27 protein-coding genes and 3 pseudogenes are annotated in these 26,296 nt (G+C 69.2%); 19 read left to right on the forward strand and 11 right to left on the reverse strand.

Going from position 1 to position 26,296, the window contains the following annotated elements; translation table 11 throughout:
• A partial coding sequence (locus E6R62_RS34845) for a LysR family transcriptional regulator (RefSeq protein ID WP_136217486.1) occupies positions 1-293 on the reverse strand: 293 nt, incomplete at its 3' end.
• Positions 294-502: 209 nt separating this feature from the next.
• Between E6R62_RS34845 and E6R62_RS34850 the strand changes: the two genes are divergently transcribed.
• The 5 genes and pseudogenes from E6R62_RS34850 to E6R62_RS34870 all read left to right on the forward strand — a co-directional run.
• A complete protein-coding gene (locus E6R62_RS34850; protein ID WP_136217487.1) occupies positions 503-1,402 on the forward strand; it encodes an SDR family NAD(P)-dependent oxidoreductase in 900 nt (299 codons plus the stop codon).
• A 163-nt stretch (positions 1,403-1,565) separates the two neighbouring features.
• Complete coding sequence (locus tag E6R62_RS34855; RefSeq protein ID WP_240802073.1) at positions 1,566-1,976, forward strand: nuclear transport factor 2 family protein; 411 nt, start codon at positions 1,566-1,568, stop codon at positions 1,974-1,976.
• 1 nt (position 1,977) lies between these two features.
• Positions 1,978-3,255, forward strand: a complete 1,278-nt coding sequence (locus tag E6R62_RS34860) for a glycosyltransferase (protein ID WP_136217489.1) — start codon at positions 1,978-1,980, stop codon at positions 3,253-3,255.
• The gene (locus E6R62_RS34865) at positions 3,252-4,535 is read left to right on the forward strand and encodes an MFS transporter (protein ID WP_136217490.1); all 1,284 of its coding nucleotides are present in this window, start codon (positions 3,252-3,254) and stop codon (positions 4,533-4,535) included. Before E6R62_RS34860 ends, E6R62_RS34865 begins: the two co-directional genes overlap by 4 nt.
• A 48-nt stretch (positions 4,536-4,583) precedes the next feature.
• A pseudogene (locus tag E6R62_RS34870) lies at positions 4,584-5,207 on the forward strand (IS5 family transposase); the annotation flags it as partial.
• A 380-nt stretch (positions 5,208-5,587) separates the two neighbouring features.
• On the opposite strand, the gene E6R62_RS34875 reads toward E6R62_RS34870, so the two are convergent.
• Complete coding sequence (locus E6R62_RS34875; RefSeq protein WP_136217492.1) at positions 5,588-6,331, reverse strand: hypothetical protein; 744 nt, start codon at positions 6,329-6,331, stop codon at positions 5,588-5,590.
• Between E6R62_RS34875 and E6R62_RS34880 the strand changes: the two genes are divergently transcribed.
• Entirely contained in the window at positions 6,330-6,605 is a 276-nt protein-coding gene (locus E6R62_RS34880) for a hypothetical protein (RefSeq protein WP_136217493.1), read from the forward strand. The genes E6R62_RS34875 and E6R62_RS34880 overlap by 2 nt on opposite strands.
• 157 nt (positions 6,606-6,762) lie before the next feature.
• On the opposite strand, the gene E6R62_RS34885 is transcribed toward E6R62_RS34880, so the two are convergent.
• On the reverse strand, positions 6,763-7,749 hold the full coding sequence (locus tag E6R62_RS34885) for a helix-turn-helix transcriptional regulator (RefSeq protein WP_136217494.1): 987 nt from the start codon (positions 7,747-7,749) through the stop codon (positions 6,763-6,765).
• A gap of 276 nt (positions 7,750-8,025) precedes the next feature.
• Here E6R62_RS34885 and E6R62_RS34890 point away from each other — a divergent pair, with 276 nt between their 5' ends.
• The 9 genes and pseudogenes from E6R62_RS34890 to E6R62_RS40010 all read left to right on the forward strand — a co-directional run bounded on the left by E6R62_RS34890 (position 8,026) and on the right by E6R62_RS40010 (position 16,257).
• Positions 8,026-8,226 (forward strand): hypothetical protein, encoded by a 201-nt coding sequence (locus E6R62_RS34890; RefSeq protein ID WP_136217495.1) that lies wholly within the window; start codon positions 8,026-8,028, stop codon positions 8,224-8,226.
• On the forward strand, positions 8,217-8,501 hold the full coding sequence (locus E6R62_RS34895) for a hypothetical protein (RefSeq protein WP_240802074.1): 285 nt from the start codon (positions 8,217-8,219) through the stop codon (positions 8,499-8,501). Before E6R62_RS34890 ends, E6R62_RS34895 begins: the two co-directional genes overlap by 10 nt.
• 143 nt (positions 8,502-8,644) lie before the next feature.
• A complete protein-coding gene (locus E6R62_RS34900) occupies positions 8,645-10,663 on the forward strand; it encodes an FG-GAP-like repeat-containing protein (protein ID WP_136217496.1) in 2,019 nt (672 codons plus the stop codon).
• 130 nt (positions 10,664-10,793) lie between these two features.
• A complete protein-coding gene (locus E6R62_RS34905) occupies positions 10,794-12,623 on the forward strand; it encodes a transglycosylase family protein (RefSeq protein ID WP_136217497.1) in 1,830 nt (609 codons plus the stop codon).
• 352 nt (positions 12,624-12,975) lie between these two features.
• Positions 12,976-13,284, forward strand: coding sequence for an IS110 family transposase (locus E6R62_RS34910; protein WP_240802075.1), 309 nt, complete (start codon positions 12,976-12,978; stop codon positions 13,282-13,284).
• Positions 13,285-13,628: 344 nt separating this feature from the next.
• Positions 13,629-15,062, forward strand: coding sequence for a PP2C family protein-serine/threonine phosphatase (locus E6R62_RS34915; RefSeq protein ID WP_240802076.1), 1,434 nt, complete (start codon positions 13,629-13,631; stop codon positions 15,060-15,062).
• Complete coding sequence (locus E6R62_RS34920; protein WP_136217498.1) at positions 15,059-15,430, forward strand: STAS domain-containing protein; 372 nt, start codon at positions 15,059-15,061, stop codon at positions 15,428-15,430. The genes E6R62_RS34915 and E6R62_RS34920 overlap by 4 nt, the downstream gene beginning before the upstream one ends.
• Positions 15,431-15,587: 157 nt before the next feature.
• Positions 15,588-15,805, forward strand: a pseudogene (locus E6R62_RS34925) (cyclase); the annotation flags it as partial.
• A gap of 287 nt (positions 15,806-16,092) precedes the next feature.
• Positions 16,093-16,257, forward strand: coding sequence for a hypothetical protein (locus E6R62_RS40010; RefSeq protein WP_168714276.1), 165 nt, complete (start codon positions 16,093-16,095; stop codon positions 16,255-16,257).
• A 16-nt stretch (positions 16,258-16,273) separates the two neighbouring features.
• Here the strand turns inward: E6R62_RS40010 and E6R62_RS34930 are convergent, their stop codons facing one another.
• The 6 genes and pseudogenes from E6R62_RS34930 to E6R62_RS42130 form a co-directional block, all read right to left on the reverse strand.
• Positions 16,274-16,669 carry an ATP-binding protein gene (locus E6R62_RS34930; RefSeq protein ID WP_136217499.1) on the reverse strand — a complete coding sequence of 132 codons (396 nt, stop codon included), beginning with the start codon at positions 16,667-16,669 and terminating at the stop codon, positions 16,274-16,276.
• Positions 16,670-17,219: 550 nt separating this feature from the next.
• Complete coding sequence (locus tag E6R62_RS34935; protein WP_136217500.1) at positions 17,220-17,489, reverse strand: hypothetical protein; 270 nt, start codon at positions 17,487-17,489, stop codon at positions 17,220-17,222.
• A 536-nt stretch (positions 17,490-18,025) separates the two neighbouring features.
• Entirely contained in the window at positions 18,026-18,313 is a 288-nt protein-coding gene (locus E6R62_RS34940) for a chaplin (RefSeq protein ID WP_136217501.1), read from the reverse strand.
• A 543-nt stretch (positions 18,314-18,856) separates the two neighbouring features.
• Positions 18,857-19,150, reverse strand: coding sequence for a hypothetical protein (locus tag E6R62_RS34945; protein ID WP_136217502.1), 294 nt, complete (start codon positions 19,148-19,150; stop codon positions 18,857-18,859).
• Complete coding sequence (locus E6R62_RS42300; protein WP_368773881.1) at positions 19,120-19,533, reverse strand: cold-shock protein; 414 nt, start codon at positions 19,531-19,533, stop codon at positions 19,120-19,122. Before E6R62_RS42300 ends, E6R62_RS34945 begins: the two co-directional genes overlap by 31 nt.
• A gap of 317 nt (positions 19,534-19,850) precedes the next feature.
• Positions 19,851-20,688: pseudogene (locus E6R62_RS42130) on the reverse strand (transposase); the annotation flags it as partial.
• Positions 20,689-20,929: 241 nt separating this feature from the next.
• On the opposite strand from E6R62_RS42130, the gene E6R62_RS34960 reads away from it, so the two are divergent.
• Positions 20,930-21,430, forward strand: coding sequence for an N-acetyltransferase (locus E6R62_RS34960; protein WP_136217503.1), 501 nt, complete (start codon positions 20,930-20,932; stop codon positions 21,428-21,430).
• Positions 21,431-21,759: 329 nt separating this feature from the next.
• Here E6R62_RS34960 and E6R62_RS41515 read toward each other — a convergent pair whose 3' ends face one another.
• On the reverse strand, positions 21,760-22,131 hold the full coding sequence (locus E6R62_RS41515; RefSeq protein ID WP_240802077.1) for a transposase: 372 nt from the start codon (positions 22,129-22,131) through the stop codon (positions 21,760-21,762).
• A 434-nt stretch (positions 22,132-22,565) separates the two neighbouring features.
• Here E6R62_RS41515 and E6R62_RS34970 point away from each other — a divergent pair, with 434 nt between their 5' ends.
• On the forward strand, positions 22,566-23,135 hold the full coding sequence (locus tag E6R62_RS34970) for a DUF6434 domain-containing protein (RefSeq protein WP_136217504.1): 570 nt from the start codon (positions 22,566-22,568) through the stop codon (positions 23,133-23,135).
• Between the two features lie 546 nt (positions 23,136-23,681).
• On the opposite strand, the gene E6R62_RS42305 is transcribed toward E6R62_RS34970, so the two are convergent.
• Positions 23,682-24,143, reverse strand: a complete 462-nt coding sequence (locus E6R62_RS42305) for a transposase (RefSeq protein ID WP_136217506.1) — start codon at positions 24,141-24,143, stop codon at positions 23,682-23,684.
• A 335-nt stretch (positions 24,144-24,478) separates the two neighbouring features.
• Between E6R62_RS42305 and E6R62_RS34985 the strand changes: the two genes are divergently transcribed.
• Together E6R62_RS34985 and E6R62_RS34995 are read left to right on the forward strand one after the other, a co-directional pair.
• Complete coding sequence (locus E6R62_RS34985) at positions 24,479-24,754, forward strand: hypothetical protein (protein ID WP_206308937.1); 276 nt, start codon at positions 24,479-24,481, stop codon at positions 24,752-24,754.
• Between the two features lie 410 nt (positions 24,755-25,164).
• Positions 25,165-26,064 (forward strand): Ku protein, encoded by a 900-nt coding sequence (locus E6R62_RS34995; protein WP_136217507.1) that lies wholly within the window; start codon positions 25,165-25,167, stop codon positions 26,062-26,064.
• The last annotated feature ends 232 nt before the right edge of the window (positions 26,065-26,296 follow it).

Genomic DNA, 26,296 nt, shown 5'->3' on the forward strand with positions numbered 1-26,296 from the left:
ATGCCGACGCGCAGGCGTGCGGTCTTGCCGCGGGCGGTCATCCGGGCGCGTTCGAGACTGTCGCGCAGGTTCGCGTAGACCGGCCGCAGGTCGGCGCGTAGCTGCCGGCCGAGCGGTGTCAGGCGGATCTGGCGGCGGTTGGAACGGTCGAACAACAAGCCGCCCAGCCTTCGCTCCTGGCGTCCGATCACCTGGCTGACACGGGCCTGCGTGAGGTGCAGCCTCGCGGCGGCCCTGCCGAAGTGGAGTTCCTCGGCCAGCGTCAGAAAGATCTCGATGTCGCGAACTTCCACCTGTGCCGACCCCCGTCATAAGCCTCAGTTATCGGATCTTACTGATCTTCGACGTTGATGGGTGCGGTGGGGAGTTGGAAGATCGACAGCGGCCGGAACCGCCGCGCGGTGGTCCGTGGGCGGTGCGGCGCCCGTACCGAAACTCCCACACCCGAGACCCCGGCGGACTGAACCCGGGGCGTCTCGTTCCTCAGACAGGAGTACCGCACATGCACGTCTCAGCCGACACCACGAGCCGCGTCTGGTTCATCACCGGCGCCAGCCGGGGCCTCGGCCGCGCCTTCGCCGAGGCGGCGCTGACAGTTGGCGACCGCGTCGCGGTCGCCGCCCGCACCACGGCCCTGCTCGACGAACTGGCGGCCGCCCACCCCGGGCGGGTGCTGCCTCTCGGGCTGGACGTGACCGACCGCGACGCGGTGTTCGCCGCCGTCGCCGAGGCGGTCGCCCACTTCGGGCGGCTCGACATCATCGTCAACAACGCCGGAATGCTGTCGATGGGCATGGTCGAGGAGTTCACCGAGGCCGAGGCCCGGGCCCAATTGGACACCAACTTCTTCGGCGCCCTCTGGGTCTCCCAGGCCGTCATGCCGGTCCTGCGTGAACAGGGCTCCGGGCACCTCGTGCAGGTCTCCAGCATCGCCGCCCTGGGCGGCTTCCCCAGCACCGGTCTCTACAGCGCCGGCAAGTTCGCCCTGGAGGGGCTCAGCGAAGCCCTGGCCGCAGAGGCGGCCGGCTTCGGGGTCAAGGTAAGCATCATTCAGCCCGGCGGCTACTGGACCGACCTCTACGCCGCCATGCGCAACACGATCCCTTTGGAGGCGTACGCCCCGCTGCGGGAGGAGCTGGCCAAGCAGTTCGCCGAGGGCTCAGTCGACAGCGACCCGAAGCTCGCCGCAGCCGCGCTGCTCAAGCTGGTCGACAGCGACGCGCCACCGTTGCGTCTGCTCCTGGGCAGCATGGTCTACGACCTCGCGTTTGACATCGCCCGCAAGCGCATGGACACCTGGGCGGCATGGGAGCACGTCAGCCGCGCCGCAGAACAGGCGATCGACGCTCCCGCCACCACGGTCGAGGAGGCGGGCATCGGCCTTCAGCAGGAGACGCGATGACCCGACGACCCGCAGGCACCGGCCGAACCAGACCTTTCGGGCCACCGGGGGTGCCCGGCCGTCGGCCCGGGCCGGGACCTGCACCGTCCGGAAGCCCGGCTGCCCGGCCGGGCCCGAACGGGAAATGGCAGGCCGATCGTTCCGCCTCCGAGGAGTTGCGGCATTGACGTTCCCTACCACGGCCGAGGTCATCCACTGCTTCAACCGCGCCTTCATCGAGCATGACGCCTCCTCGCTCGCCGACCTGATCGCCGACGACTGCGTAATGGAGGCCAGGGAGCCGGCTCCTGACGGAGCTCGCTACGAGGGCCGCGCCGAGTGCCCGGAGTTCTGCCGGGCACTCGCCGAGGACCACACGATCCAGTTCGAGCCGGAGGCCGGCGTCATCACCGGTGAACGGGCAACGGTGCGCCGGCGGCACCACTTCGGCGACGGACCCACCGACTCGGCCCGCGGCGTGAGCCTGACGCTGGTACGGGACGGGTTGATCGTCGAATCCCTCGGCTACAGCAAGACCACGGGCGACGCCCCGCCGGCCAAGACCGGAATCCATGGAAAGCAAGGGAAATCCTGATATGCGTGTGTTGTTGGTGGCCTACGGGTCACGCGGGGACATCGAGCCGATGCTCGGGCTCGGGGCGGAACTGCGGGCACTCGGCGCGGAGGTGCAGATGTGCGCCCCGCCGGACTTCGCGGAGCTGCTGGACCGTGCCGGCATCCCACTGGTGCCGCTCGGCCAGTCGTTGCGCGCGATGGCGACCAGGGCGGTGACCGGGACGGGGAAGCCGCTGCCGGTGGAGAGCCTCTCCGAGCGTGCGGCCCGGATGCTCGCCGCGACGTACGACTCGGTCGCCGCGGTGGCCGAACGATGCGACGTCGTGGTGGCGACCGGCTTGATCCCGGCCGCGGCCGCCGCGCGGGCGGTGGCCGATGAGCTGGGCGTTCCCTATGTGTTCGCCGCCTACTTCCCGACCTACCTGCCGTCGCCGCACCACCCGCCGCTCGCGTGGCCGGGCCGGCCGCTCCCGCCGGAGGTGACCGACAACCGGGTGCTGTGGGACCTGAACACCGAGCACATGAACGCGCTGTTCGGCGAGGCGGTCAACACCCACCGGGCCGCGATCGGCCTGCCCCCGGTGGAAAATGTCCGCGACCACGTCTTCACCGACCGCCCATGGCTGGCGGCCGACCCGACCCTGAGCCCGTGGCCGCAGCCGGCCGACCTCGACGTGGTCCAGACCGGCGCGTGGATTCGGCCGGACGAAAGCCCGCTCCCGGCCGCTCTGGAGGCGTTCCTGGACGCCGGCGAACCCCCGGTGTACGTGGGCTTCGGCAGCATGCCCGTCCGCGACGCGCAGAGCGTCACCCGGGCGGCCGTCGAGGCGGTCCGCGCGCAGGGCCGCCGCGTCCTCCTCTCCCGCGGCTGGGCCGGCCTGGCCCCGACCGACGACCACGACGACTGCTTCGCCGTCGGCGAGGTCAACCATCAGGTGCTGTTCACCCGGGTGGCCGCCGTCGTGCACCACGGCGGCGCGGGCACCACGACGACGGCTGCCCGGGCCGGCGCGCCCCAGGTGGTGGCAGCCCAGATGGCGGACCAACCGTACTGGGCCGGCCGGGTGGCCGAGCTGGGCATCGGCGCGGCGCACGACGGTCCGACCCTGACCTGCGAGTCCCTGTCCGCCTCACTCGAGACGGCCCTGACCCCCGGGACCCGCACACGAGCGGCCGCCGTGGCCGCCACGATCCGCACCGACGGGGCGAGGGCGGCCGCGAAGCTGCTGTTCGACATGACCGGCCGGGAAAGACCGCCCGCGTCCGTGCCTCACCCCGCACTTGAGGAGAGGGCATGAAGGTCAAGGACCGCCGGGTGCCCGGCGAGCGGAACCTGGTCGCCGGGATGCTGGTGGACGCGGTGGGCACGGGTATGTACGTGCCGTTCAGCCTGGTCTTCTTCCAGCGGATCACCGGACTGCCACTGCCGACGATCGGCACCGTCCTGACCGCTGCCGGGCTGCTGGCGATGGGTGCCATGCCGGTCGGCGGCTGGGCCGTCGACCGGTTCGGTGCCCGGCAGGTGCGGCTGGCCCTGTATCTGGTCCGCGGCCTCGGCTTCCTGGCCTTCCCGCTCGGTACCACCCTGCCGGTCTTCGCCCTGGTCGCCACCCTCACCGCGGCCGGCGCCCAGGCGTTCCCCGCGACCCAGCAGGCCCTGATCGGCGAGCTCGCCCAGGGGGAGCACCGGGACCGGCTGATGGCACTCGCCCGGAGCGTGAACAACGCCGGCCTCGGCGCCGGCGGCCTGCTCGCCGCCGGATTGGTCCAACTCGGCGGTGACCGCGGCTTCCTGGCGGTCGCCTGGCTGAACGCGACCACCTTCTTCGTCGCGGCACTGTTCGGGCTGCGGATCAGGACCCCCCACCCGGTCCGCCCCGCGACCGGTCGGCAGCGGGCCGGCTATCGCAAGGTGCTGCGCGATCGCCCGTACGCCGGGCTCACCCTGGCCAACTTCCTGATAGCCCTGGGCTATTCGGCGCTCAGCGTGCTGCTGCCGGTGTACGCCGTGAGCCAGTTCGACCTGCCCGCCTCGGTGGCCGGTCCGCTGTTCGCGGTCAACACCGCGCTCTGCGCCTTCGCCGGCGTGCCGGTCGGGAGAGTCAGCAGGCGCTTCGCCCGGCGCACCCGGGTGGCCGCGGTCGGCGCCCTGGTCTTCGCCACCGCGTTCCTCGGGTACGCGCTGCTGGGCGGCATCCCCCGCCAAGGCGTGATGGCCGGCCTTGTCGGGCTTCTGGTCCTCTACACGATCGGCGAACTGGTGCACAGCCCGAGCGCCGGCGCTCTCTCGGTGACCGCCGCTCCCACCGAGGCGCGCGGCCGTTACCTGGCCACCTACCAGCTGTCCTGGGCGCTGTCCCAGACCCTGGCACCGTCACTGTTCACCGGCCTGCTGGCCGTCGACGGCCGGCTGCCCTGGCTGGTGCTGGCGGCGAGTTCGATGGCAGGGGCCGTCATTCTGCTCGCCCTGGAGCGGAGCCTGCCGGCCGAAGCTGTGTACACCACGACGGCCGAAGCCGTGCCGCCCGCACGCTGCGAGGCAGCCGAATCGGCGGAACTCAGCCGGGACCGCGCCTAGGACTTGTCCGGGCTGTGACTAGGTCGTCCACCGATCGTTGATGTGGACATGGGGCGGGGCGATCCGACGGATGCCGAGTGGGGCCGGCCGCGTCCGTTCCTTCCGGTGAGCAACGGTCGTTGTGGCCGGTGGCGGGATCACCATCAGGTGATCGACGGGATTCCGCACCGGGTGCGGGCCGGCGTTCAGTGGCGGGACCTGCCCGAGCGGTTCGGCCCGTGGAGGACCGTCTACGAACGCCACCGGCCGTGGTCGGCTGACGGCACCTGGGAACGCCTGCTCCAGCAGGTCCAGGCCGCAGCTGACGCGGCAGGTGAAATCGACTGGGACATCTCGGTGGGCTCCACCATCGTCCGCGCGCATCAGCACGCGGCCGGCGCCCGCACCGATCCGCCCCCTACGCCCGCCTCAGGGCGCCGACGAGGTGGAACACCAGAACGAGACGCCGTGGCAGAGCCTCGTCGGCCGCCTGGTGGAGGTGGTGCTGGAAGTGAGGGCTCGGGCCGTTCGCGGGGCGGGTTCACCAGCAAGGTCCATCTGAGCGCGGACGGCCGCTGCCGTCCGCGCTCTCTAGTCATCACTCCAGGTCAAAGAGCCGACTGCACCCAGTTCAAGCCGGTCTTGGAGAAGATCCGCGTCCCCAAAGTCGGCCCGGGCAGGCCACGCAAGAGGCTGCGGGGACGGCGGCGTGGCCCTGCCCGCAGTACGGGCGCACGGTCACCAGGTTGTCAGGGGCGGCTGGTGGGGCAGGCGCGATATCGCCGGGCGGGTTGTGCGGCGTCTGCGGTTCATCGCCGGCCGGCCATGCGAGGCCGGGAGTTGGCTGAGAACGCCGCTCTGACTCATCCCCGGAGAAACAACCACGCCGGACCTGACGATGAGTCGGGCGCCGGGGCCGGGTTTTGGCCCGGTAGCCAGGAATAGGTCGTGCGCAGTCCGTTGTCTCGGTTCGCCTTGTCCTTTGATGTCGTGCCAACCATGCTGAGAGGTTGCCCCTGCGTCAGGGTCAACCGTCGCGGTGATGGCCTTCCGTCTTCCTGCTCGGCGCCTCCTCAGGCAGTCCGCTGGTCCTCCTGTCTCGCGGCGAGCGCGGTTGCTGCGCTGACCTGCCGGTGGCCGTCTTCTCCGCGGGACCAAATCCACGCCTGACGTTCGCGCGGGAACTCCGTGCTCACGTAGGCGAACTCCTTGACGGCGACGGCGTCGGACATCCGCCAGTTCAGCATCGGGCCTGATGCTTCGGTGACCTCGCCGAGGTTGTCCAGGTGCCGGGCGACAGTGAGGCCGCAGCCGTCGATCGGCCACGGATCCCAAGCCGAGACTTCGTCCATCAGGGCGTGGGAATCGATTCGGTGGATCATGGATGCGTCCGTCTCCTGGAAGACACCGTCGCCGGCGGTGTTCTCGGCTCCCACGCGGCCGTCGGTGTGGAGGAGGTAGCGGATCGGGTGCGCGGCCTGCGGTCCGTGCCAGTCGAAGAACCAACCCCGAACGGGATCGGCCCAGACGTTCGATCCCAGCTCGTGGCTCCAATCGAGACTGCTTGCCGAGCGCCCGTGAATCGCGTCCGCGAGGCTTCTTCGCACGGTGTAGCGCAGTCCGCCGTACCTCTGAGCGAAGCCTTCGCGCCGGATCACCAGTTCCAGCGGCGCGGTGATCAGCAGGCCCTTGTTGTCGCGGACCCGTAGCAGTTCCGTGGGAAGCCTGGGCTCCGTCGGCTCCTGCCGATGTCCGGTGCGATCGAGCAGGGCGAGGGCGCGCGGCGACAGACCTGAGCGGTCGTCCAGGATGTGCATGTTCTTCTTCGACTTGAAGGGTGCGTCGGCGAACGCACCCTACCCGGCTGAGCACAGCACTGTGAAGCCGAAGGAGTTGGCAGGGGGGCATGTGCGGTGGGCTGTGGGGAAGCAGGATGGAATGAACACCATCATGTCGTCCGGGTCGCTGCCGCCGGCCGGTGATGGCCGGCCGGACCTGCCGGGATGGGGCCAGGTCGTCCTCCTCATCGTGTGGGCCACGGGGCTCGTAGTGGTCCTCCTGAAGTTGCGGGCAAAGCACCGGCGACGTTGATCCCCTCGGCAAGCCGCCCCTGGAACCCGTGGTCAGGCCGAACGACACTGTGGCGGCCCCCTGTCGACTGGTTAAGAAGAGACCGGTGCGCATGCGGAGCGTGAGGTTGCCGAGGATCTCGCGCTACCAAGTCACCCCTCAGAGCCGCCGCAGGCGGTCAGAGCCAGCCGCGTTGGGCCGCCTTGAGGCCCGCCTCGAACCGGCTGGTGGCGTGCAGGCGTTCCATCAGACCGGCCATCTGACGTCGCACGGTGCGCAGTGAGACACCGAGGCGCTTGCCCGCGACCTCGTCCGTCAGCCCGGACGCCAGCAGCTTGAGCAGTTCCCGCTCGCCGGCGCTGATGCCGTCCCCGGCCGGCGGTTTGAAGTCGGCGCCCAGCGGCACCGCCGTTTCCCAGGTCTGCTCGAAGAGGGTGATCAGGGAGGCGACGATGCCCGGGGCCGTGGTGCACAGCGCGCCCAGCCGGGAGTTGGCCGGGTCGATAGGGACGACGGCGATGCTCCGGTCGAAGACCAGCAGGCGCGGCGGCAGCATGGGGCTGGTGCGCACCTGGCCGCCGCGCTCGGTGGTCCATTGGGCATAGGCGTGCGTGGCCGGGTCGTTGCGTACGCTGTCCTGGTAGACGGCCCGCAGTTCGACCCCCCGCGCCAGGGCCTGCTCGTCCAGTGGCCGCGAGGCGTCCAGGCTGGCCTGGGACTGGGCGCCGCCCGGGATGATTGCCAGGCATTCCTCGGCGAGATCACGGGTCAGGAGCTCGAGCCTCGTCTGAATGGCGTCCATCCCCACCAGCCGCTCCGTGCCGTCGGTCTCCGTGTTCGGGCGCAGGTGCGCGTATTCGGCGATGGCCCGGGCCGCCGCCGCCTTGCCGGCGGCCAGCTCCTGCTGACGCCGCGCCAAGTCCACCTCTTGGCGGCGCAGGATCAGCTCCAAGCCCACCTCGGGGCTGACGGCCCGCAGTCCGCCGGAGCTTTCACGGGAGGAGGTGAGGAGGTTCAGGTCGACAAGCCGGTCCAGAGCATCGCGTACACGGGCCTCGGAGAGTGCGAGACGCGCACCGAGCTCGGCCACTCCCCCTGACGGGTCCGCCAGCATCCCCCGGTATACGGACTCCACGTCCCCATCGAGCCCCAGTGCTTCCAGCATGTTCAGCCCCCCAGCTGCTTCGTGCGGACGGTGGGTCGAACCGCCCTGGCTGATCTTAGTCGGCCTGCTGGGTGGCAGGTCGGGCGGCATCAAGGTGCCTGGCAGCCTGGTGACAGCCGCACCCCCTTCCTGCCGTACGGAGGGGGCAGCAAGATGGTGATCACCGGGACGGCGGGGCACGGAGCCCCACCCGAGGCCAGGGTCGAAAGACCGTGCCGGAGCAGCGCGCACCACCCGCACCGCACACCGCGCCATCGGCACGCCCAGGGGGATCTCATGTCTCGTACCACCCGCTTCATCGCTGTTGCCGGCCTCGCCGCTCTGCTCTCCGCCGGCGCCGTCACCGCCGCTTCCGCCGCGCCCGTCACGGGCCCCGGCGTGATCGGCTGGGACTCGGCCGGCGCGGTCGCCGCCGGCTCCACCGTCATCGGGTGGGACTCGGCCACCGCCGACAAGCGCGTCATCGGTTGGGACTGACCCTCGTGCGGGTCATCCAGGCCTCGCTGCACCGCACGCTTCCCGGACCGACCCCCCAGGGGACCGCTCCTCTCATCCACGACCTGCTTTGGGCGCACGCCACACTCGCCGACGGCCTGGAACACATCCGGCCCCGCCCCACCGAGCAGGGGCTGGACCTCTTTCTCTTCGTACGCGCCCACAGCGACGCATCGGCCCTGCAGCAGATGCGCACCCTGCTCAACCGGGCCGACGCCCCCATCGCCGCGCACGGTTTCACCGTCGCCACCCCTTGAACTTCCGATCGGGTGTCCGGCGCACGCCACTCCCGCCGGGTAACACCCCGCGTTGGAGTCCCGACGCAGTACCGCAGTAAGCGCACTCCCACCACCCGACGCCATCACCAGGGCACCGCCGTGCCCGATTCGAGGAGACCGCCATGTCCAGCACCAAGACCCCCCTCCGTCTGAAGAGCGGTCTCGCCGCGCTCGTCGTCGCCGCAGCGATTACCGGTCTCGCCATGGTGCCCGCCCATGCCGCTTCGGAGCTGGACCAGATGGCCGCCCTAGCCAAGAGCCAGAACGGCAACGGCCCGTGCGCCAACGGTGGTTATGACGACAACGTCAACCAGAGCAACAGTTGCGACGGCCACGGCGGCCAGTCACAAGCCTGGTGCGCCGACTTCGTGGGTTGGGTCTGGTCCCATTACAACGTCACGGGCATGAGCACCCTCAACGACGGCGCCGCGAGCTTCTACGAGTACGGCGTCAAGTACGGCACGAAGTCGAGCACCCCGCACGTCGGCGACGCCGTCGTCTACGGGTACTCCAACGGCTACGCCCAGCACGTCGCCATGGTCACCGCGGTCAGCGGCGACGTGGTGACCATCACCGGCGGCAACCAGGGCCACAGCACGAACCCCGAGGGCATGGTCAGCACCTACTCGACCACCTCCTACCGGGTGGGCCAGGCGCCCTGGGGCCAGACCATCAGCGCCTACATCTCGCCGAAGCTCCAGGCCGCCACCCCGCCGAAGGTCAGCCTGAGCGGTATCGGGGCCACCGCCTCCGGCGTGGCGAATCTGTCCGCGTCGACCACGGCCGGCACGTACCCGGTCGCCTCCGTCCAGTACTACGTGGACGGCAAGCCGGTCGGCTCCAAACTGACGAAGGCCCCGTACGGCTACGCCTTCGACACCAGCCGGGTCCCGGACGGCAAGCACATCGTGTCCGTCGAGGCGACCGACACCAACGGCAACACCGGCACCTCCCGTGCCCAGGTCATCACCTCGAACGGCGAGGCCACCTCCACCTTCCAGGCCGACTTCAACGGTGACGGCAAGGCCGACGTCGGCGTCATGTACGACTACGGCCAGGAGGACAGCGGCTTCCACACCGGCCTGTGGACCTTCATCAGCAACGGCAGCGGCTTCAACGCTCCTGTGAAGGTGTGGGACAACGTGGCCTCCGGGGCCGGTTCGTGGAACTGGGACCGCTCGAAGGTGACGACGGGCGACTTCAACGGCGACGGGAAGTCGGACATCGGGGTCCTCTACAACAACGGTCAGGACGCGGACGGCACCAACCACACCGCCCTGTGGACCTTCACCAGCACCGGAAGCGGCTTCAGCGCGCCGGTGAAGAAGTGGGACAGCAGCAGTTCCTGGAATTGGAACCGGTCCAAGCTGACCTCGGGTGACTTCGACGGTGACGGCAAGACCGACGTGGGCGTGTTCTACAACAACGGCCAGCAGGCCGATGGCACCAACCTCTCCGCGCTGTGGACGTTCACCAGCACCGGTAGCGGCTTCAGCGCGCCGGTGAAGAAGTGGGACAACGACGACCGCACCACCGGTTCCTGGAACTGGGACCGCTCCAAGGTCGTGGCCGGAGACTTCACCGGTGACGGCAAGGCCGACGTCGGCGTGCTGTACGACAACGGTCAGCAGACCGATGGCAAGAACATCACCGCGCTGTGGACCCTCACCAGCACCGGTACCGGCTTCAGTGGCCCTGTCAAGAAGTGGGACAACGACGACCGCACCACCGGCTCCTGGAACTGGGACCGCTCCAAGGTAACGGTGGGCGACTACAACGGCGATGGCAAGGCCGACGTCGGCGTCCTCTACGACAACGGCCAGACCGAGGACTCCCGCAACGTGTCCGCCCTGTGGACCTTCAGCAGCACGGGCTCCGGCTTCAACGGTCCCACCAAGAAGTGGGACTCCGGCAGCGACAGCTGGAACTCGAAGACCAGCAAGCTGACCTCGGGTGACTTCAACGGCGACGGCAAGACCGACGTGGGTGTGCTCTACGGCTACGGCCAGCAGGACGACGGTACCAACCGCACCGGCCTGTGGAAGTTCTCCAGCACGGGCAGCGACTTCAACAACCCGGCCCTGACCTGGGACAGCGCCAACAGCAGCAGTTGGAACTGGGACGCCAGCAAGCTCGCCTGACGGGCCGGCCGTAGGGCCTGGGCGGCGGGGAACCCCTCCGCCGCCCAGGCCCGCACCCCCCCCCGCACCACCGCACCCCTCTCCCGCGTCCTCCGGCGCCCCCACCTCCAGCTCCAGGAGCAGAATCCCGATGCCCCGCCCTGCCTCGCGCGTCCGCCTCGCCGCCTCCGTCGCCCTCGCCTCCGTCGCCGGAATGTCCGGCTCTCTCCTGGCCGCCGCACCTGCCACGGCCGCCTCTCTCGCCACCTGGGACAAGGTCGCCCAGTGCGAGGCAACTGGCAATTGGCAGGCGATCGACTCCACCGGTACCTACTTCGGCGGTCTCCAGTTCTCCCAGTCCACCTGGCAGGCTTACGGAGGCCTGTCCTACGCCTCTCGCGCGGACCGCGCCACGAAGCAGCAGCAGATCCTGATCGGCGAAAAGGTACTGAAGGGACAGGGCGAGCGGGCCTGGCCGCTGTGCGGGCCGTCGTCCGGGCTCGGGGCGGACGACGCCGACCCCTACCCCAGCCCGGTTCCGCCGCTCTCCAAGGTCACCGGCCCGGGCGCAGGCAGCGTACTGACCGGCCCCGTCACGCTCACCGCCTCGGTGACGGACGCGGTCGGTGCCCCGACCGGCGCGACCTTCTACGTGGACGGCACGGCGGTCGGCACCGACACCGGCGCCGGCCCCTCGTACGCGATCACCCTCGACACCGCCGGTCTGGCCGACGGCCCGCACACCCTCACCGTCAAGGCCGTGAACGACGCCGGCCAGACCGGGCCCGCCTCCGCCGAGGTCTCCCTCTTCACCGCCAACCGGTCCACCACCACCCAAGCCTCGGGCGACTTCAACGGTGACGGCAAGGCCGATGTCGGCGTGCTGTACGACTACGGCCAGGAGGGCGGCGGGGCCTACCACTCGGCGTTGTGGACGTACATCAGCAACGGCAGCGGCTTCAACGCTCCTGTGAAGGTGTGGGACAACGTGGCCTCCGGGGCCGGTTCGTGGAACTGGGACCGCTCGAAGGTGACGACGGGCGACTTCAACGGCGACGGGAAGTCGGACATCGGGGTCCTCTACAACAACGGTCAGGACGCGGACGGCACCAACCACACCGCCCTGTGGACCTTCACCAGCACCGGAAGCGGCTTCAGCGCGCCGGTGAAGAAGTGGGACAGCAGCAGTTCCTGGAATTGGAACCGGTCCAAGCTGACCTCGGGTGACTTCGACGGTGACGGCAAGACCGACGTGGGCGTGTTCTACAACAACGGCCAGCAGGCCGATGGCACCAACCTCTCCGCGCTGTGGACGTTCACCAGCACCGGCGCGGGCTTCAACGCGCCGGTGAAGAAGTGGGACAACGACGACCGCACCACCGGTTCCTGGAACTGGGACCGCTCCAAGGTCGTGGCCGGAGACTTCACCGGCGACGGCAAGGCAGACATCGGCGTCCTCTACGACAACGGACAGCAGAGTGACGGCAAGAACATCACCGCGCTGTGGACCCTCACCAGCACCGGCGCGGGCTTCAACGCCCCCGTCAAGAAGTGGGACAACGACGACCGCACCACCGGCTCCTGGAACTGGGACCGCTCCAAGGTAACGGTCGGCGACTACAACGGCGACGGCAAGGCAGACATCGGCGTCCTCTACGACAACGGACAGGACGCCGGCGGCACCAACCACACCGCGCTGTGGACGATGACAAGCACAGGCTCCGGCTTCGGCGGCCCCGCCAAGAAGTGGGACTCGGGCAGCGACAGCTGGAACGCGGACGCGAGCAAGGTCACATCGGGTGATTTCGACGGTGATGGCAAGACCGACGTCGGCGTGCTCTACAACTACGGCCGGCAGGCCGACGGCACCAACCGCACCGGCCTGTGGTCCTTCACTGGCACCGCCACCGGCTTCAACCCCCCGGCCAAGAAGTGGGAAAGCACCAGTTCCTGGAACTGGTTCCGAAGCGACCTCGCATAAGCCCCGCCGGCGAACGACGGGCGCGCGCCGGACTCCGATCAGGGCGAGGGCGACGGCCCATGGCCGATGTCGACGGTTGCCGAAGCGCGGGCTACGACCGGAACCATTCTTCAGCGCCTTGATCGTTCCCTCCACTTTGGTCCCGAGCAGCCAGCTCCCTCGGCGCCTGCCCGGGACGTCGGGGGGTGTCTCTATGTCCTTCGTCAAGGACGTGGTGCCCGGTTCGAAGCGATTGGGACGGTCCTGCGGCGAGGGCGACGGTGCGGGTTCTGGACTCGTAGAAGGTGCCGTCGCGGAGCATGGCGAACAGGACGCTGATGCGTTGAAGGAGATCCTGACCCTGGTGAGGCAGATGGCTCCAGAGCTTCTCGGCCTGCTCGGCGTCGAGCCGACATCCGCGGCCCAGGTCCTGGTCAGCTGGTCCCCTCAGGGTAGGTTCCGCTCGGAAGCAGCTTTCGCCTCGTTCGCCGGCGTCTTCCCGATCCCTGCATCTTCCGGACTCACCAACCGGCACCGCCTCAACCGCAGCGGAGACCGGCAGCTCAACCCGGGCATACACACCATCACCCTGATCCGCATGCGGCTCGACCCTGCCACGGAGGCGTACGTCGCCCGCAGGATCACCGAGGGCAGACCTCCCGGGACGCACAACGCTGCCTGAAGCGCGTGATCTCCAGGCAGCTGTTCAAGATCCTCGAACGAGGAGATCAGCCCACACAACAGATCACCGCTGGAGATCTTCCTCAAGTAGCTTGACTTGATATAGCAGCCTCGGGCCCGCAAGGGCCGCTCGGGCTGTACGAGGGCGGCTCCCGACCATCAGCCGTTCCGGGTGCCGCGTGCAGGGACGGAGCGGAGGCTGGCACATGTCCGCCAAACGGATCGTCTACCTGCCGGACGTGCCAGGCACGGTTACTCGCGATCGGTTTTCTTGACGTTGGGAGACTGGTCTAGGCTGCGGCCGTCGTCGGCCACCGAGGCCGGCGCGGTCAGGAGAGACAGACGATGCCGCAAGCGGAACACGCGACCAGCCCGGCGGGCAAGCCGGGGCGGCAGACGCCCAGTGCCGTGGAAGAAGCGGCCCGGATGGACGCGGTGCGCCGCTACGACATCCTCGACACCCCTCCGGACGGCGCGTTCGACCGCGTCGCGGCGATGGCGGCCCGGCTGTTCAAGGTGCCGGTGGCGAGCGTGACGATCGTGGACGAGGACCGGATCTGGTTCAAGGCCGCCCACGGCCTTGAAGGCGTCAGCGAGATCGGCCGGGAGCCGGGCCTGTGCGGCTCGGCGATCCTCGCCGACGACACACTGGTGATCCCGGACACACTCACCGACCCCGTCGCCTTCAACAACGGCCTGGTCACCGGGCCGATGGGCGTCCGCTTCTACGCCGCCGCGCCGATCATCACGCACGACGGGCACCGGCTGGGCACCGTCAACATTCTTGACACCAAGCCCCGCCTTATCACCGAGGACGACACCGCCACCCTCGCGGACCTGGCCGCGATCGTGCTCGACGAGCTGGAGATGCGCCTGGCGGCGCTGAACGCCCTGCGCACCGAGCAAGAGCGGCGCATCGAGCAGGAGGAGGCCCGGCAGCGCGCTGACCAGGACAAGAACGCCATCCAGGCGTTCGCCTCCACCCTCCAGCGCACCCTGCTGCCGCCGGCACTGCCGGTGGTACCGGGCCTGGAGCTGGCATGCCACTACGCCACCGCCTCCCCGCAGAACGTGGGCGGCGACTTCTACGACGTCTTCCCCCTCGGCGGGAAGAGGTGGGCGTTCTTCCTCGGAGACGTGTGCGGCAAGGGCCCAGAAGCCGCCGCCCTGACCTCCCTGACCCGCTACACCCTGCGCGCCGCCGCCCTGATCGACCCCGACCCCGATATCGTCCTCACCTCGCTGAACACGGCGCTGCTCCTCGACCCGGCTGTCGGCACCCGGTTTTGCACCGCCGTCTTCGGCGTCCTCGAACCGCACGAGAGGGAAGGGTTCACCGTCACGGTGGCCACCGGCGGGCACCCCCCGGCCTACCACCTGCGCGCCTCTGGAGCGGTAGAAGCGGTGCAGCCCAAGGGAGGCATGCTCATCGGCGCGCTCGACGGCGCGCACTTCGCCTCCCTCACCGTTCACCTCGCCCCGGGCGAAGGACTGCTCCTCTACACCGACGGGCTGACCGAGGCCCGCACCCTGGGGGGAGACATGATCGGCGAAGAGGGCCTGACCCGTTTCCTCGCCGCGCGCACCGGGCCCGTCAGCGCGGCGGCGGTCATAGGGGACACCGTCGACCTCATCGACGCCATGCCCCACGGGGCCGGTGACGACGTCGCCCTGCTGGCCCTGTCCGTCCCCCTCGCCCACGCCGCGGACGGCCTCACCGCGACCGTTTCCGCCCACACCATCGCCCCCGCCGGCGAGACGTCGGAGAGCCGACCGTGACCGATTTCAGCCTTACCGCACAGCACACCGAAGGCGACCTCGTCCTGGCCCGCGTCGCCGGGGAACTCGACATAGCCACTGCCCCCCGCCTGCGCGTCCAGGCACTGGCCCTGATCGAACAAGGCCACCGGCACCTGATCCTGGACCTCGCAGCCGTCACCTTCTGCGACTCCTCCGGCTTCAACGCGCTGGTCGGCATCTTCCGCTGCGCCAAGGCAGTCGAAGGCACCCTGGTCCTTGCCGCCGTCCCCGACCGCCTCGAGCGGCTGCTGGACCTCACCGGCCTGAGCGCCCTGCTGCCCGCCCACCCCACTGCGGCCCACGCCCTTGTCGCGCACACCGGCAGCCAGGACACGGCCCCCGCGTAATCCTTCCGCGGTGGCCGCCGGGCAAAGGCGGCCACCGCAGCTGCATGGATGGCGCCGTCCCGAGTGTGTACCGCGCCGGATCAACCGGCAGCGACTGTTCGTCGCCGGCGCCTTGCGGGCCTGCTGCCGGCTTTCGTACGTGGCGGTATGCAGCTTCGAGCGGGTCGCGTGGACGACGCTGGGCGGGGAGGTCAAGCACGCCGGCGTCGTCACCTTCCGATGCTTCAGCTCGACTACGAACCGGACGGCCTCGCCGAGACCGTCGGCGACAAGCTCGGCATCGTCAAACGCCAGATCACCGGCGACCTGAAGCGGTTCAAGGACTACATCGAGAACCGCGGCCGCGAGACCGGATCCTGGCGCGGCGAGGTCTGACCCCTGCCGGCCTCACCCGGGTGAACACCGGCCTCCCGGCACCACTCGCACCCTCCGGGCCTGGAACGGGTGCGAAGGTGCGCGTGGACCCCGAGGCAGGGAAGCCGTCGGGTCTGGGGCGTGATGCCACGCCCCGGACCCGTCAGCCCCGGTCACGGCGAGGCCCCTTCTCCGCATCCGTAGTGCCCTTGGGCGACGCTGGTTAGGGTTTGCGGCCGACGGGGGTCGGGTCATCCGTTCAGACGTGGCCAGGTGCTTCTCGGGCAAACGGGGCGAAAGCTGGGCGCATGGCCGCCAAGCTGATCGTGTACCCGCCGGACGCCCAGGGCTGGCGCCGGGTCCGCTACGACGGCGTCGCGATCGGGGTCGCGCACCGTCCGGCCGACATCCGCGTCTTCCTCGCCGCGGCCGGGCTCGAGGACGCCGATGACGTGGACCTCACCGGTCAATGAGCAGGTGGCGAAGCTGCTACCAGGGGAGCTCCGCGCAGATGGTCTTGCCGCCTTCCGGCACCGGCTTAATGCGGATGTGGGAAGCGAGTCGCCTGACCAGGAACCACCCCCACCCGCCTGTTCCACCGGTACCGGGGGTGCGGGGCTGGGGAGGCTGGGGGCTGCGGTCGGCGACGCAGACGTCGATGGAGTGGTCCAGCAGTTCCAAGTGCAGAGCGCAGGGGCCGACGGTGTGTCGGATCGCGTTGGAGACGAGCTCGGCCACCACCAGGAGCACATTGTCAACGCTCTCGTTCCCGGCGGGGGCTCGCAGGCGGGCTGCGCGGGCGAGGAAGGCGCGCGCGGCGTCACGTGCAGAGGCGGCAGGCTGGGCGGTACGCGACAGGGGCTGATCCAGGACGGCTGTGCTCATTTGCTCCTCCTTCCGCCCGGCAGGCTCATATGTCGCGCATGCCCCGCTACGCGAGCCGGAATCGGGGCCCGGCCTACCGCATGAGGTCCAGGGCAGGAAGGGGCCGGCCGCGGTACGAGTGCGTGTTCGCGGCCGACCGGATCAGAGGCGATGTGGTGCTCCCGGCGTCGGCACGTCACGTTAAGCCGCCCCCGAGCGGTCATAGACGCGGGCAGAGGGCGTCATCCCTGCCTGCGTCGCGGCCTGCGTGGCCTGCGCCCCGGCCGTGGTCGCCTCCTGGACGGCCAGGGCCGTCCAGGCGAGGGCGGCGAGGCATGTGGATCGATGCGGGCAAGCGCCGAGCGCAGCGATTAACTGGCGCCGTGGGGGCCAGCTCGGCCGGAAGGATCCGGCCGAACCGGGACAGGCTCCCTGCCGCCCTACCGTCCCAATCGATGCCGAGGGTGGCCTGGCGTTCGCGCTGCTGGTCGGGGAGGGCGGGTTGCAGCTGCTGGGTGAGCGGTCGGCAGGGCCGGGCGCAATTGTCGGCGACAGCCCGCCGAGGCCGCCGTTACAGGATTCCCAGCGAGCCGCTGCCGCCGCCGCCGAGAAGGCCGCCGAGGAGGCCATTGCTGACGCGGCTGGGGCCGTTGCTGAGGACGCCGTTGTTGTTGTGGGTGCCGAGGAGGCCGTCGACGACACGTTCGACGACGCCGTCGGAGGGGGCCGCGATGCGGGCGTCAGGGTTGGTGGGTGCCGCCGCTGCGGTGGTGACGGTGAGACCGAGGATGCAGGCGGTCGTGAGGGCGGTGGCGAGGGCGCGCTTGGCAGTGTTGTTCATGCCGTTCCAACGATCTTTCCTCTGCCGGAGACACTCCGGCTTGCCGAGGATGCCCCCATACGGGCACGCCCGGAGGTGCAGACAAACGCCGCGCGGGCGCAGTGCGTCTTCGTCCGAGGGTGCTACCGGAGGGCCGGCGCCATCTGACGGTGGCGCCGGCCCCCCGGGCCGCCGTGCGGTTCCGAGGGGGTCACAGCCGCGGCCGCCCCACGGGTGGCTGCTTGCGTTCAGATTCACCACGGCACGCGGGCAATAGCCAAGATCGAATAGGGTTCCGGCGCGTTCCGAACGCTTGACGCCCAGGTCAGCGCCTGACCCACACCTCCAACCGCATACGGCAAACGGCTCCCCCTCCCCGAGGGCGGAGCCGTTTCGTTAAATCGCGGAAACCGCAGCGCACAGCCCGGTACGGGAGCCGGCCTGCCCTTGGACGACGTGGGGGAGGCCGATCGGTACCGGGCTGTGCGCTGCGGCTGGTTCACACGGCGGTCTGGGATAGCGGCGCGAAGTGCGCCGGGTCCAGGGCCTGGTGTTCGTCAGTATTCGCCGTGCTGCTGGCCCTTGTAGTGGTCCTTGTCGCCGCCGCTCTTGTTGATGCAGACGTTGCCGAAGGCGGGGTTGAGGAGACCGACGACGTTGACGGTGTTGCCGCAGATGTTGACGGGGATGTGGATGGGGACCTGGACGACGTTGCCGGACAGGACGCCGGGGGAGCCGATGGCGGCGCCTTCGGCGGTGGCGTCCGCGGCCGCCAGACCGGCGCCGCCGGCGAGGATGGCAGCGGCTGAGGCGGTAACGGCTACGGCCTTTGTGATACGCGACATCAAAATCTCCTAGTGAATGTGGACCTGCCGCAGGAGTACGGCACGTGCGCCCCTTCAAACAGCACGGGCGGGTAGCCGGTTACGGCAGTTGGGCCAGATCGGTGACCCGGGCCACCTCTTCAGTCGTGCCGGCAGGGCAGGGCGCGGTTCGGCGGGGTCTGTGGTGCGGGCGCGAGGACCCGGTCACTCATGCCCTGTCTCGCCGAGGGCGCGGTGACGGCGGCCCACGCTCGCCGGTGGTGGGTGAGACCTGGAAGTGTTCGGCGGCCCGGCGCAGTGGCCGGCCGGCCTCGACCTCGCAGCGGGCCAGGTACGGCTGTCCGGGCCTGGTCATGGCGGGGGTTATGGTGTGCCGCGAGGGCCTTTCCGGTCGGTGTAGACGTCGCACTCCACACGAACCCGGAGGGCCCTCACCCGTTCGAGATCCCTCAACCGTGACCTGCACCCGTCCACAACCTTGCCGGTAGAACACCTATGGAGGGGCGGGGCACTGGTCGCCACTCCTGCCGGCCTGAGGGCCTCACAGATTCCGTTCGGGAAGCGTTACAGAGACCGTTCCGCAAACGGGGCGGCCGCGGCGCTGCTGGTGTAGACCATCTGGGCTTTGACTGGGCTGTCCGTTGGCAGCCATAAGGAGAAGACAGTCACCGCACGGATGTCGTCGTCGCGATGAGCGCTGTACTGGACCACATTGACGGCGTACCGGGGCTCGCGCTCCGGGAATGCCTCGACGAAGTCGTCGTGGGCGGGCGGCACCCCGGTCCGTGCGACGACGATCTGGTTCTTCTGCTCGTCGATCTTGAAGATCAGGTATCCTCCGGCGTTCTCCGACTGCAAGCGATATTCGCACCGGGGATCACACCGAGCCGGGCTCGCACGCCGTCAGCCCCTACCGGGCCCACTCGATGTCGAGGTTGGGCGAGTGCGGCGCGCTGCGCTTGGTCGGGACGGGCGACACCGATGGCTTGGCCGTCAGACGGTTCCGCTGAGCCGGCTGGGGCCGCGCCGTCCCTCCCGCCCTTGAGACGGTGAATGTTGTCGGCCCGCAGCCCCGCACTGTCCAGGACGATGTCGAACAGCACTTTCTCGCCCTGGCGCAGACGGTTATCGCTTCCATGGACCGCTGAGGCTTCTGCCTGCACGTCAGGCCCCCCTTGCCGGCTGATGAGACCGATCCCCTGGTCAGAGTCGAACCACTTCACGACACCGCTCGGCAACACACATCACCCCTCCGCTTGGCTTGGAGTCGGAAGCCGACACTGTCCGCCCCGTCTCGGCCGGTCGGGAGGGCGTGTGCAGGGGCGTGAAGCAGTGGGATCCAGCGCGGTCGCAGCCGGCAGGCGCCGTACTACTGATCTTTTCGTAAGCTCGGTGGGTGTGGGTGGGTGGATGGTCAGGCCGGTATGGGCGAGGAATGACCATCACAGTCGGGGGTTGGTGTTGATGCGGTGGATGCCTTGCTCGGTGGCGTCGGCGACATCGGCGAGGTGGTCGCCGGCGAGGCCAGCGTGGCGCATGGATGAGGCGTCGAGCCGCGCCACGCCGCCCGCCGGGTGAGCCGGGGGGTGCAGTCGATGCCATGCCTGCGCGGTCGCGGTCCTGTGTCGGTCGGTGTCGGTGACGGTCACCGCGGTGACCTCGCCCCAGGTCTCGGGTCGGCCGAAGACGAACTCGCCGTCATGCTTGGGCGGGCGGCCGCCTTGCGGTGGGCAGATCCGCGGCAGCGGGACGGGCTTGTGTACCACCCGGTCCGAGCGGAGCCGACCCAGCACCTCGACCGGAAGACCGACCAAGAGGTGGGCGATTCGAGGTGCGTCGTAGCCGGCGTCGAGGACTGCCAAGACATCAGGATCGCCCTGCCGCCACTGGCCGGCTTCCACGAGACGTCGATGGCGTCGCGGACCTGGTCGGCGGTGACGTCGGCCAGGTCCGCGCCGGGCTCCAGTCGGATCGCGTCCAGCAACGCCGTCCACGAGGTACGGCCGGTCTCCAGGGCGGCAATGATCGAGTACGGCCGGCCGGGAACCATCTGGTGCTTGCCCGGGCCCCGGCCGCAGGTATGGCAGAAGGAGCGGTCCGAGCACGTATCAGCATCCGGCCGCAGCCACGGGGATACGTCCACCGCCAACACCAGGCGGCCGTCCGCGGCCCTGGGCAGAGGCACCCCGGTCAGGCCGCCGCAGCCGCGCGACATCGATCCAGCCCCGGTTCAGCCCGGAGTACAGAGCGCCGTGGCCCCTCCGATGCTCGGGCGCGAGGGCCAGGTCCACGAGAGTACGGACCGGCCCCTCGGAGCACAGCAATACATCGCACAACTCAAACAGTGCGTCGCTTCTGGAGACCATGTATGCGTACAGCTCCGATCGGAACTCCATCACCCTTGCGCTCACGTCTCGTTGACCCTTGAGCTCGACCAGTTCCACGACGGCCTCCGTGCCGCAGCGACCCTGCCCACAGGATCAGGCCATGGCCCCTGACATGTCCGGTGAAATGGGAAGACGCCGGACAAGTTCGAGCCCGTTCGATGCCCGGACGTTAAACGACAAGCTAGGCGTGTACCGAAAGTGGATCAAGATACTCGTTCTCGCCCTACATGTGTCATGCGATGCTCACGTCATGACTGATCAACGCGAGGTTGCCATCATCCGCTGGCCAGGTCAGGCCCCTTCCGCCCGGGATGGGCTGGCAGAGCTGCTGGCGGCCTACCATGTGCAGACGCAGGCTGAGAAGGGTGAGGCTGTCGCCGATGTGGATGGGTTGCCGGACCGATACCGGGTAGAGATCGCGGATCCACAGGCCGTGTTTGTTGACGATGTCGTACTGCTGGCGTCGAGCGGGGGCACCGCGGTGGGCTGCCTGGTGGTGACCGCCCCTGTCGACGGACGGTCCGAGGTCAAGAGGCTCTGGACGGACCCGGCGTTCCGGGGGCGGGGCATCGCCTGCAGCCTGGTCAGTGCCGCGCTCGTGCATGCTGCGGAAAGCGGCGTCAGCGCGGTGGGGCTGTCGGTGTGGAAGTGGCGGGCAGGCGCGATCGCCCTGTACGAGCGGCTCGGATTCACCGTCACCGAGTCGTGGGACGAGCGAGACCAGCTGGTCTGCATGGAACGAGCCGTGTGAGTGGTCACAGCCATTCGTACGCACTCCACGCATGCCGCGCCTTGTGGTCCGCCGGGTCGACGGACGGCCGCCGCGGGAGCCGCGTTCCTTACCGAGCCTGGTCGGCCTCGTCCGGGATGGTGCAGCGGATACCGCCTCTGCGCAGGTAGGCACGGTCCTTACGGGAGGCGTACGCCTTGTCGGCCCCGTCCCGATCGGGGCGAACGCGCGGCCTCCCTGGACCCAGCCGGGGGCCCGAATGCGGCCCAGGACGACCTCGAACTGCGGCGATTCGCCGCGCTGTCCGGCCGTGATCACAATCGACATGTGCTTGTGGCGCTGCTCGACGGTCAGGCGCTGCTTGGTGGTCGGGGCCGCCGCGCGAGCGTCCGAGCCCGTGATCGTCCGGCTCGGTGGCGATGCCGCCGGGCGGCTCCTTCTGCAGGTTCCCTTTTTCCGCGCCCCGGCGGCATGCTGGTGGGCGCGCACAACGGTGGAATCGACGTTGATGTCCCAGGTCGGACGATCCGCTGCCAGGTGCCGATTCGCTGCCAGCGGCAGAGTAGGTCGTATGCCCGGCCCCAGGGCCCATACTTCTCGGGTACGTCCCGCCAAGTGATGCCGGTGCGGGCCCGGAACCGTATGCCGTCGATCAGCAGACGGCGGGTCCATATCGGCGGCCGGCCGGGCTTCTTGCCCTTGGGCAACAGCGGTTCCAGCACTGCCCACTGTACGTCGGTCGGATCTGCGTCGACTCCAATGTCGAACTGCTCTTTGGATGACCCTGAAGAGGACCGGACTGCAGGCTAGGGAATAGGGAGGGCCACGAGGAAATGACACGGCCGTGAGACGGAACCCTGGCCAACCCGCGTGAGGCAACGCCAACACCCGCAGGTCACAGCATCGCGATACGACACCGCAAGCGAGAACCTACACCGGTTGTAGGGTCTCAAATTTCGTGTCGGCATCGCACGGCTGCTGTCGGATCGGAGTCGGATCCGACATTGAGTTGAGATTTGCAGGTTGTCCTGTCCCAGTGCAGCTGGCGGATTCTCACTCGGTCTCACCCGAGCCGCCGGATTCTCACCGCGTCGCGGCTGGTCGCCGGTTCGTCTCGTCGAGCGCCGGGGCGTGTCACCCCTCCTATCATGGGGACGTGAGTTCGAATACGGATGCTGAGACGCGACCAGAGCTGAGTGCGGCGTTGAGTGGGGACGAGTTGTCCCGCTGGTACTGGACGTTGGCCGAGCTGACCGTGCTTGCCCGCGAGCTCGGGGTGCCGCGGGGCGGTGGGAAAGCGGCACTGACGGAGCGGCTACGGGCCGCATTGGACGGCGTCGCCCCGCCGGCCACGCCGCCCCGGACGCGCAGCGCTGGCCGCCAGCTCGCCGCGCCAGTGAACGGGTTCACCGTGATTCCCGAGGGCCAGCGGTGCAGTCAGGTGCTGCGCGAGTACTTCCGCCGCGAGATCGGCCAGGGCTTCCACTTCGACGCCTACATGCGGAAATTCGTAGCCGAAGGTGCAGGGCGCATACTGGCCGATGCCGTCGCCCACTGGCACGCCACGCGCCAAGCCGCTGCCCAGCTTCAGGAGATCGGCTCGCAGTTCGAGCTCAACCGCTTTCTGCGTGACTGGTATGCCAAGCATCCGGCCGGCAGCCATGCCGAAGCGCTCGCCGCCTGGCGTGCTCAGCGCGACGGGCCTCGTCGCCCGGCCGCGGGGTGACCGGTCCACAGCCGTGTCTGGGACGCCGAGTGCCTCGGGTTCGGATCCCCGCCTCGCGATTCCTTTCGAGAAGGCCAACTCGTCTGAGAACGACACTGGACCGCACTACCAGACCATCTGGTAGGCCTGCTGGTCAGAACCGCACCACCTGGCAACTGGAATGTGACAGGACACAGGTCGTCGCCGCTGCCCAGCCGATCCCGAACTGCTCCCCTTCGGCGGGACTGTCATGGCAGCAGTGCCGGCACCTCATCATCGACCGGTGACCACATCGATGGCCTGCTACTGGGACGAGGAAGCCACCTGGTTCTACTTCGAGGTCGACGCCGAAGGCCCTGTGATCCGGGGAGTTCGAGGAAGTCTGGGGGATTGCCCGCCGCCGGATTGCATCCCGGCCCGGCTGACCGCTCGGCCCTGCGGAGGCTTCTGGGCATCATCGCGGCATTATCCCGACCCTTCCCCGCACCGTCCGAGCCGTCGTCACCGCTCCGCTCCTTGACCTGGCTCAGGAGGCCGACATGCACAGCTTGAGTCGGCGGCTGCCGGTCAGATCGAAGCCGGCGCGTTCAAAGGGTCCGGCTCATCGCCAAGCAGTGTGTCTACAAGGGCATCGTCAGTTGTGCTCGGACTGTGTGCGCACTGCCGTCCCGGGGGCCTGCTTTGCGGGCTTATGTGAGCCAGGGGGTGTTCCAGTCGTCGGCGTCGGGTTCTCCCGCGTTCCCGGCCGGTGTTTGGGGGTTGCCGGTGCCGTGGGGGAGGGCACGGCTGGTGACGAGGAGGGTGAGGATCTTCGGCCAGGTGTCGTCGGTGTTCCACAGGCGTAGGCGTTCGGCGCCGGTGCCAGGGTCCGTAGCGGGTGGGTAGGTCGTGCCAGCGGCGGCCGCCGCTTTGTTGCCAGAGGATGCCGTTGACGATGGTCCGGTAGTCGGGGCCGCTTGGCACGTGGCGGGGCAGCAGGGTGCGGACCGCGTGCCATTCCTGGTCGTCGAGGTCGCCGGGGTGGTTCATGCCGCTTAAACGGTTCTTCCGTCGTGCCGGACACGTCCCTGCCTGCCCCTGGCCGGCTCACGGGCGGTGGTGGCGGAACCGGTTCTGCTGCGGCTCGTTGAAGGGGTTGGGATGCACGCCCCTCCCCGGGTACCCCGAGCTCTCAGGGCCGGGCCCCTGGTTCTGACGTCTGACACGTTCCGCCCTGCCGGGCATGGCGCGAGGGGTGGTGTCACCGCGCGGCGGTGGCCGTGTCAGGTGTCAGGTGTCAGACCTCCACCCATAGGTACGGGGTGGGTGGGAACCCTGTGTACGGCGTGCAGAGAGCGTTTGAGGGAGGCACAGCACCGCCAGGCGTGAGGCATCCCGGGTGCTCTCCGGCAGGCAGCATCACCGAAGCCGACTCCGGGCATCCCTGGACGGGCATGCGGTTCGGCTCGGCGTGGGGCAGCCGCGACGTCCTGGACGTGACCCTGGTCTGCCCCGAGTTGGTCGCCGAGATCAGCGCCGACACCGCCGTCGACCACGGCGGGATCTACCGGCACCCCGTCCGCTTCAAACGCCTGCGCTTGGACCTAGCGGCCCGGGAGGTGCCCCGGTTCGGGGCGGATCCGGACACGGCTGCGGGCTGAGGTGGCAGACCGGTCATGGCCACGCCGCGTCGGGGCTTGTCGTCACGACGGCATCGGGCCGTAGGCCGCTGGGGCTCCGAGGCATGATCCGAGGCGGAAGCGCATCTCGCCTGGCCCGGCGAACCTCTTCTGAGCGGGTCTCGTCCTCGAGGGCGCCCAGGACCATCATGACCGCTCTGGTTTCGTCCTCGGTCAGTGGCTTGAGTCGGGTCTCGCCTGCGGCATCGAGGAGCGCGTCGAGGAAGTCTTGGTCCATGCCGGATCAACGCTCGACGGACTCCACCGCCACAGGCGTGCGCTGCCGGCCGGAGGACACGACAGGGTGTCGGGCCCGGCGGTCCCGCTGGGGCGGTGGAGGTACCGGTGATGGTGCGAGGCTGGATTAAGAGCCCTCGCGAGGAGAAACGTAAATGCACCCTATTTGGTCTGGTGCGATCAGTTTTGGCCTGGTCACGATTCCGATTAAGGTATTTCCGGCTACCGAGTCGCACTCGATCTCACTCCACCAGTTCCACACCGCCGACGGAGGCCGGATCCGCTACCGCAAGGTGTGCGAGGCCGACGGAAAGGAGCTGACCTCGGAGGAGATCACCCGCGGATACGAGACGGCGGTGGGCATCATCCCGGTCACCGACGAGGACCTGGACGCCCTTCCCCTGCCGACGGCGAAGGCCATCGAGATCGTCGCGTTCGTGCCCACCGAGAGCATCGACCCGATCCGCATCGGCGCCTCTTACTACCTGGCCGCCGAAGGCGTCGCCGCCAAACCGTACGAACTGCTGCGCCAGGCGTTGGAGCGGTCCTCGAAGGTGGCGGTGGCCAAGTTCGCGATGCGCGACCGGGAGCGGCTCGGACTGTTGCGCGTGCTTGACGATGTGATCGTGTTGCACGGGATGCGGTGGCCGGACGAGATCCGCGACGCCTCCCAGGTCGACGTCCCCGACGTCGAGGTCTCCGACGAGGAGATCGAGGCGGCCATCGCACTCGCGGACACCCTCGCCGGCCGGGACACCGGCGAGATGCACGACGAGTACCGCGAGGCGCTGGAAAGACTGATCGAGGCCAAGACCGCCGGCACCCGCCCCGAGCCGGTCGAGACTCCCGCCCCGGCCTCGGCGGAGGTCGTGGACCTCATGGCCATGCTGGAGAAATCCGTCAGCCACGCCAAAGCCTCCCGCACCGGCGCCGATGCCACCGTCCACGACCTGCCCGCCGCGAAGAAAACCACCAAGAAGACAGCGGCGAAGAAGACGGCCGCGAAGCAGACTCCGACGAAGAAGACTGCCGGCCGCAAACCCCGCAGCGCCTGAACCGGGCCGGGCCGGCTCGACCTCGCGGGCCTGACCGCCGGCCTTCTTCAGGGGCTTGGCCGGGGTCCGTTTGGGGGGTCCCGGTGGGGGGCGCGTGCCGTGGGGTCGGCGTCTGTGTCCTTGCTTCGTTCGAGGGTGACTGTCTTTCTCCCGAACACGCGGAAATCTGTGTCGGCTGGAGTAGACATTGGATGGTCGGGTGGTTATGGTTTCTCTCGTAACCGAGAAGGAC

The sequence above is a fragment of the Streptomyces sp. A1136 genome, from assembly GCF_004795055.1.
Lineage (GTDB): Bacteria > Actinomycetota > Actinomycetes > Streptomycetales > Streptomycetaceae > Streptomyces.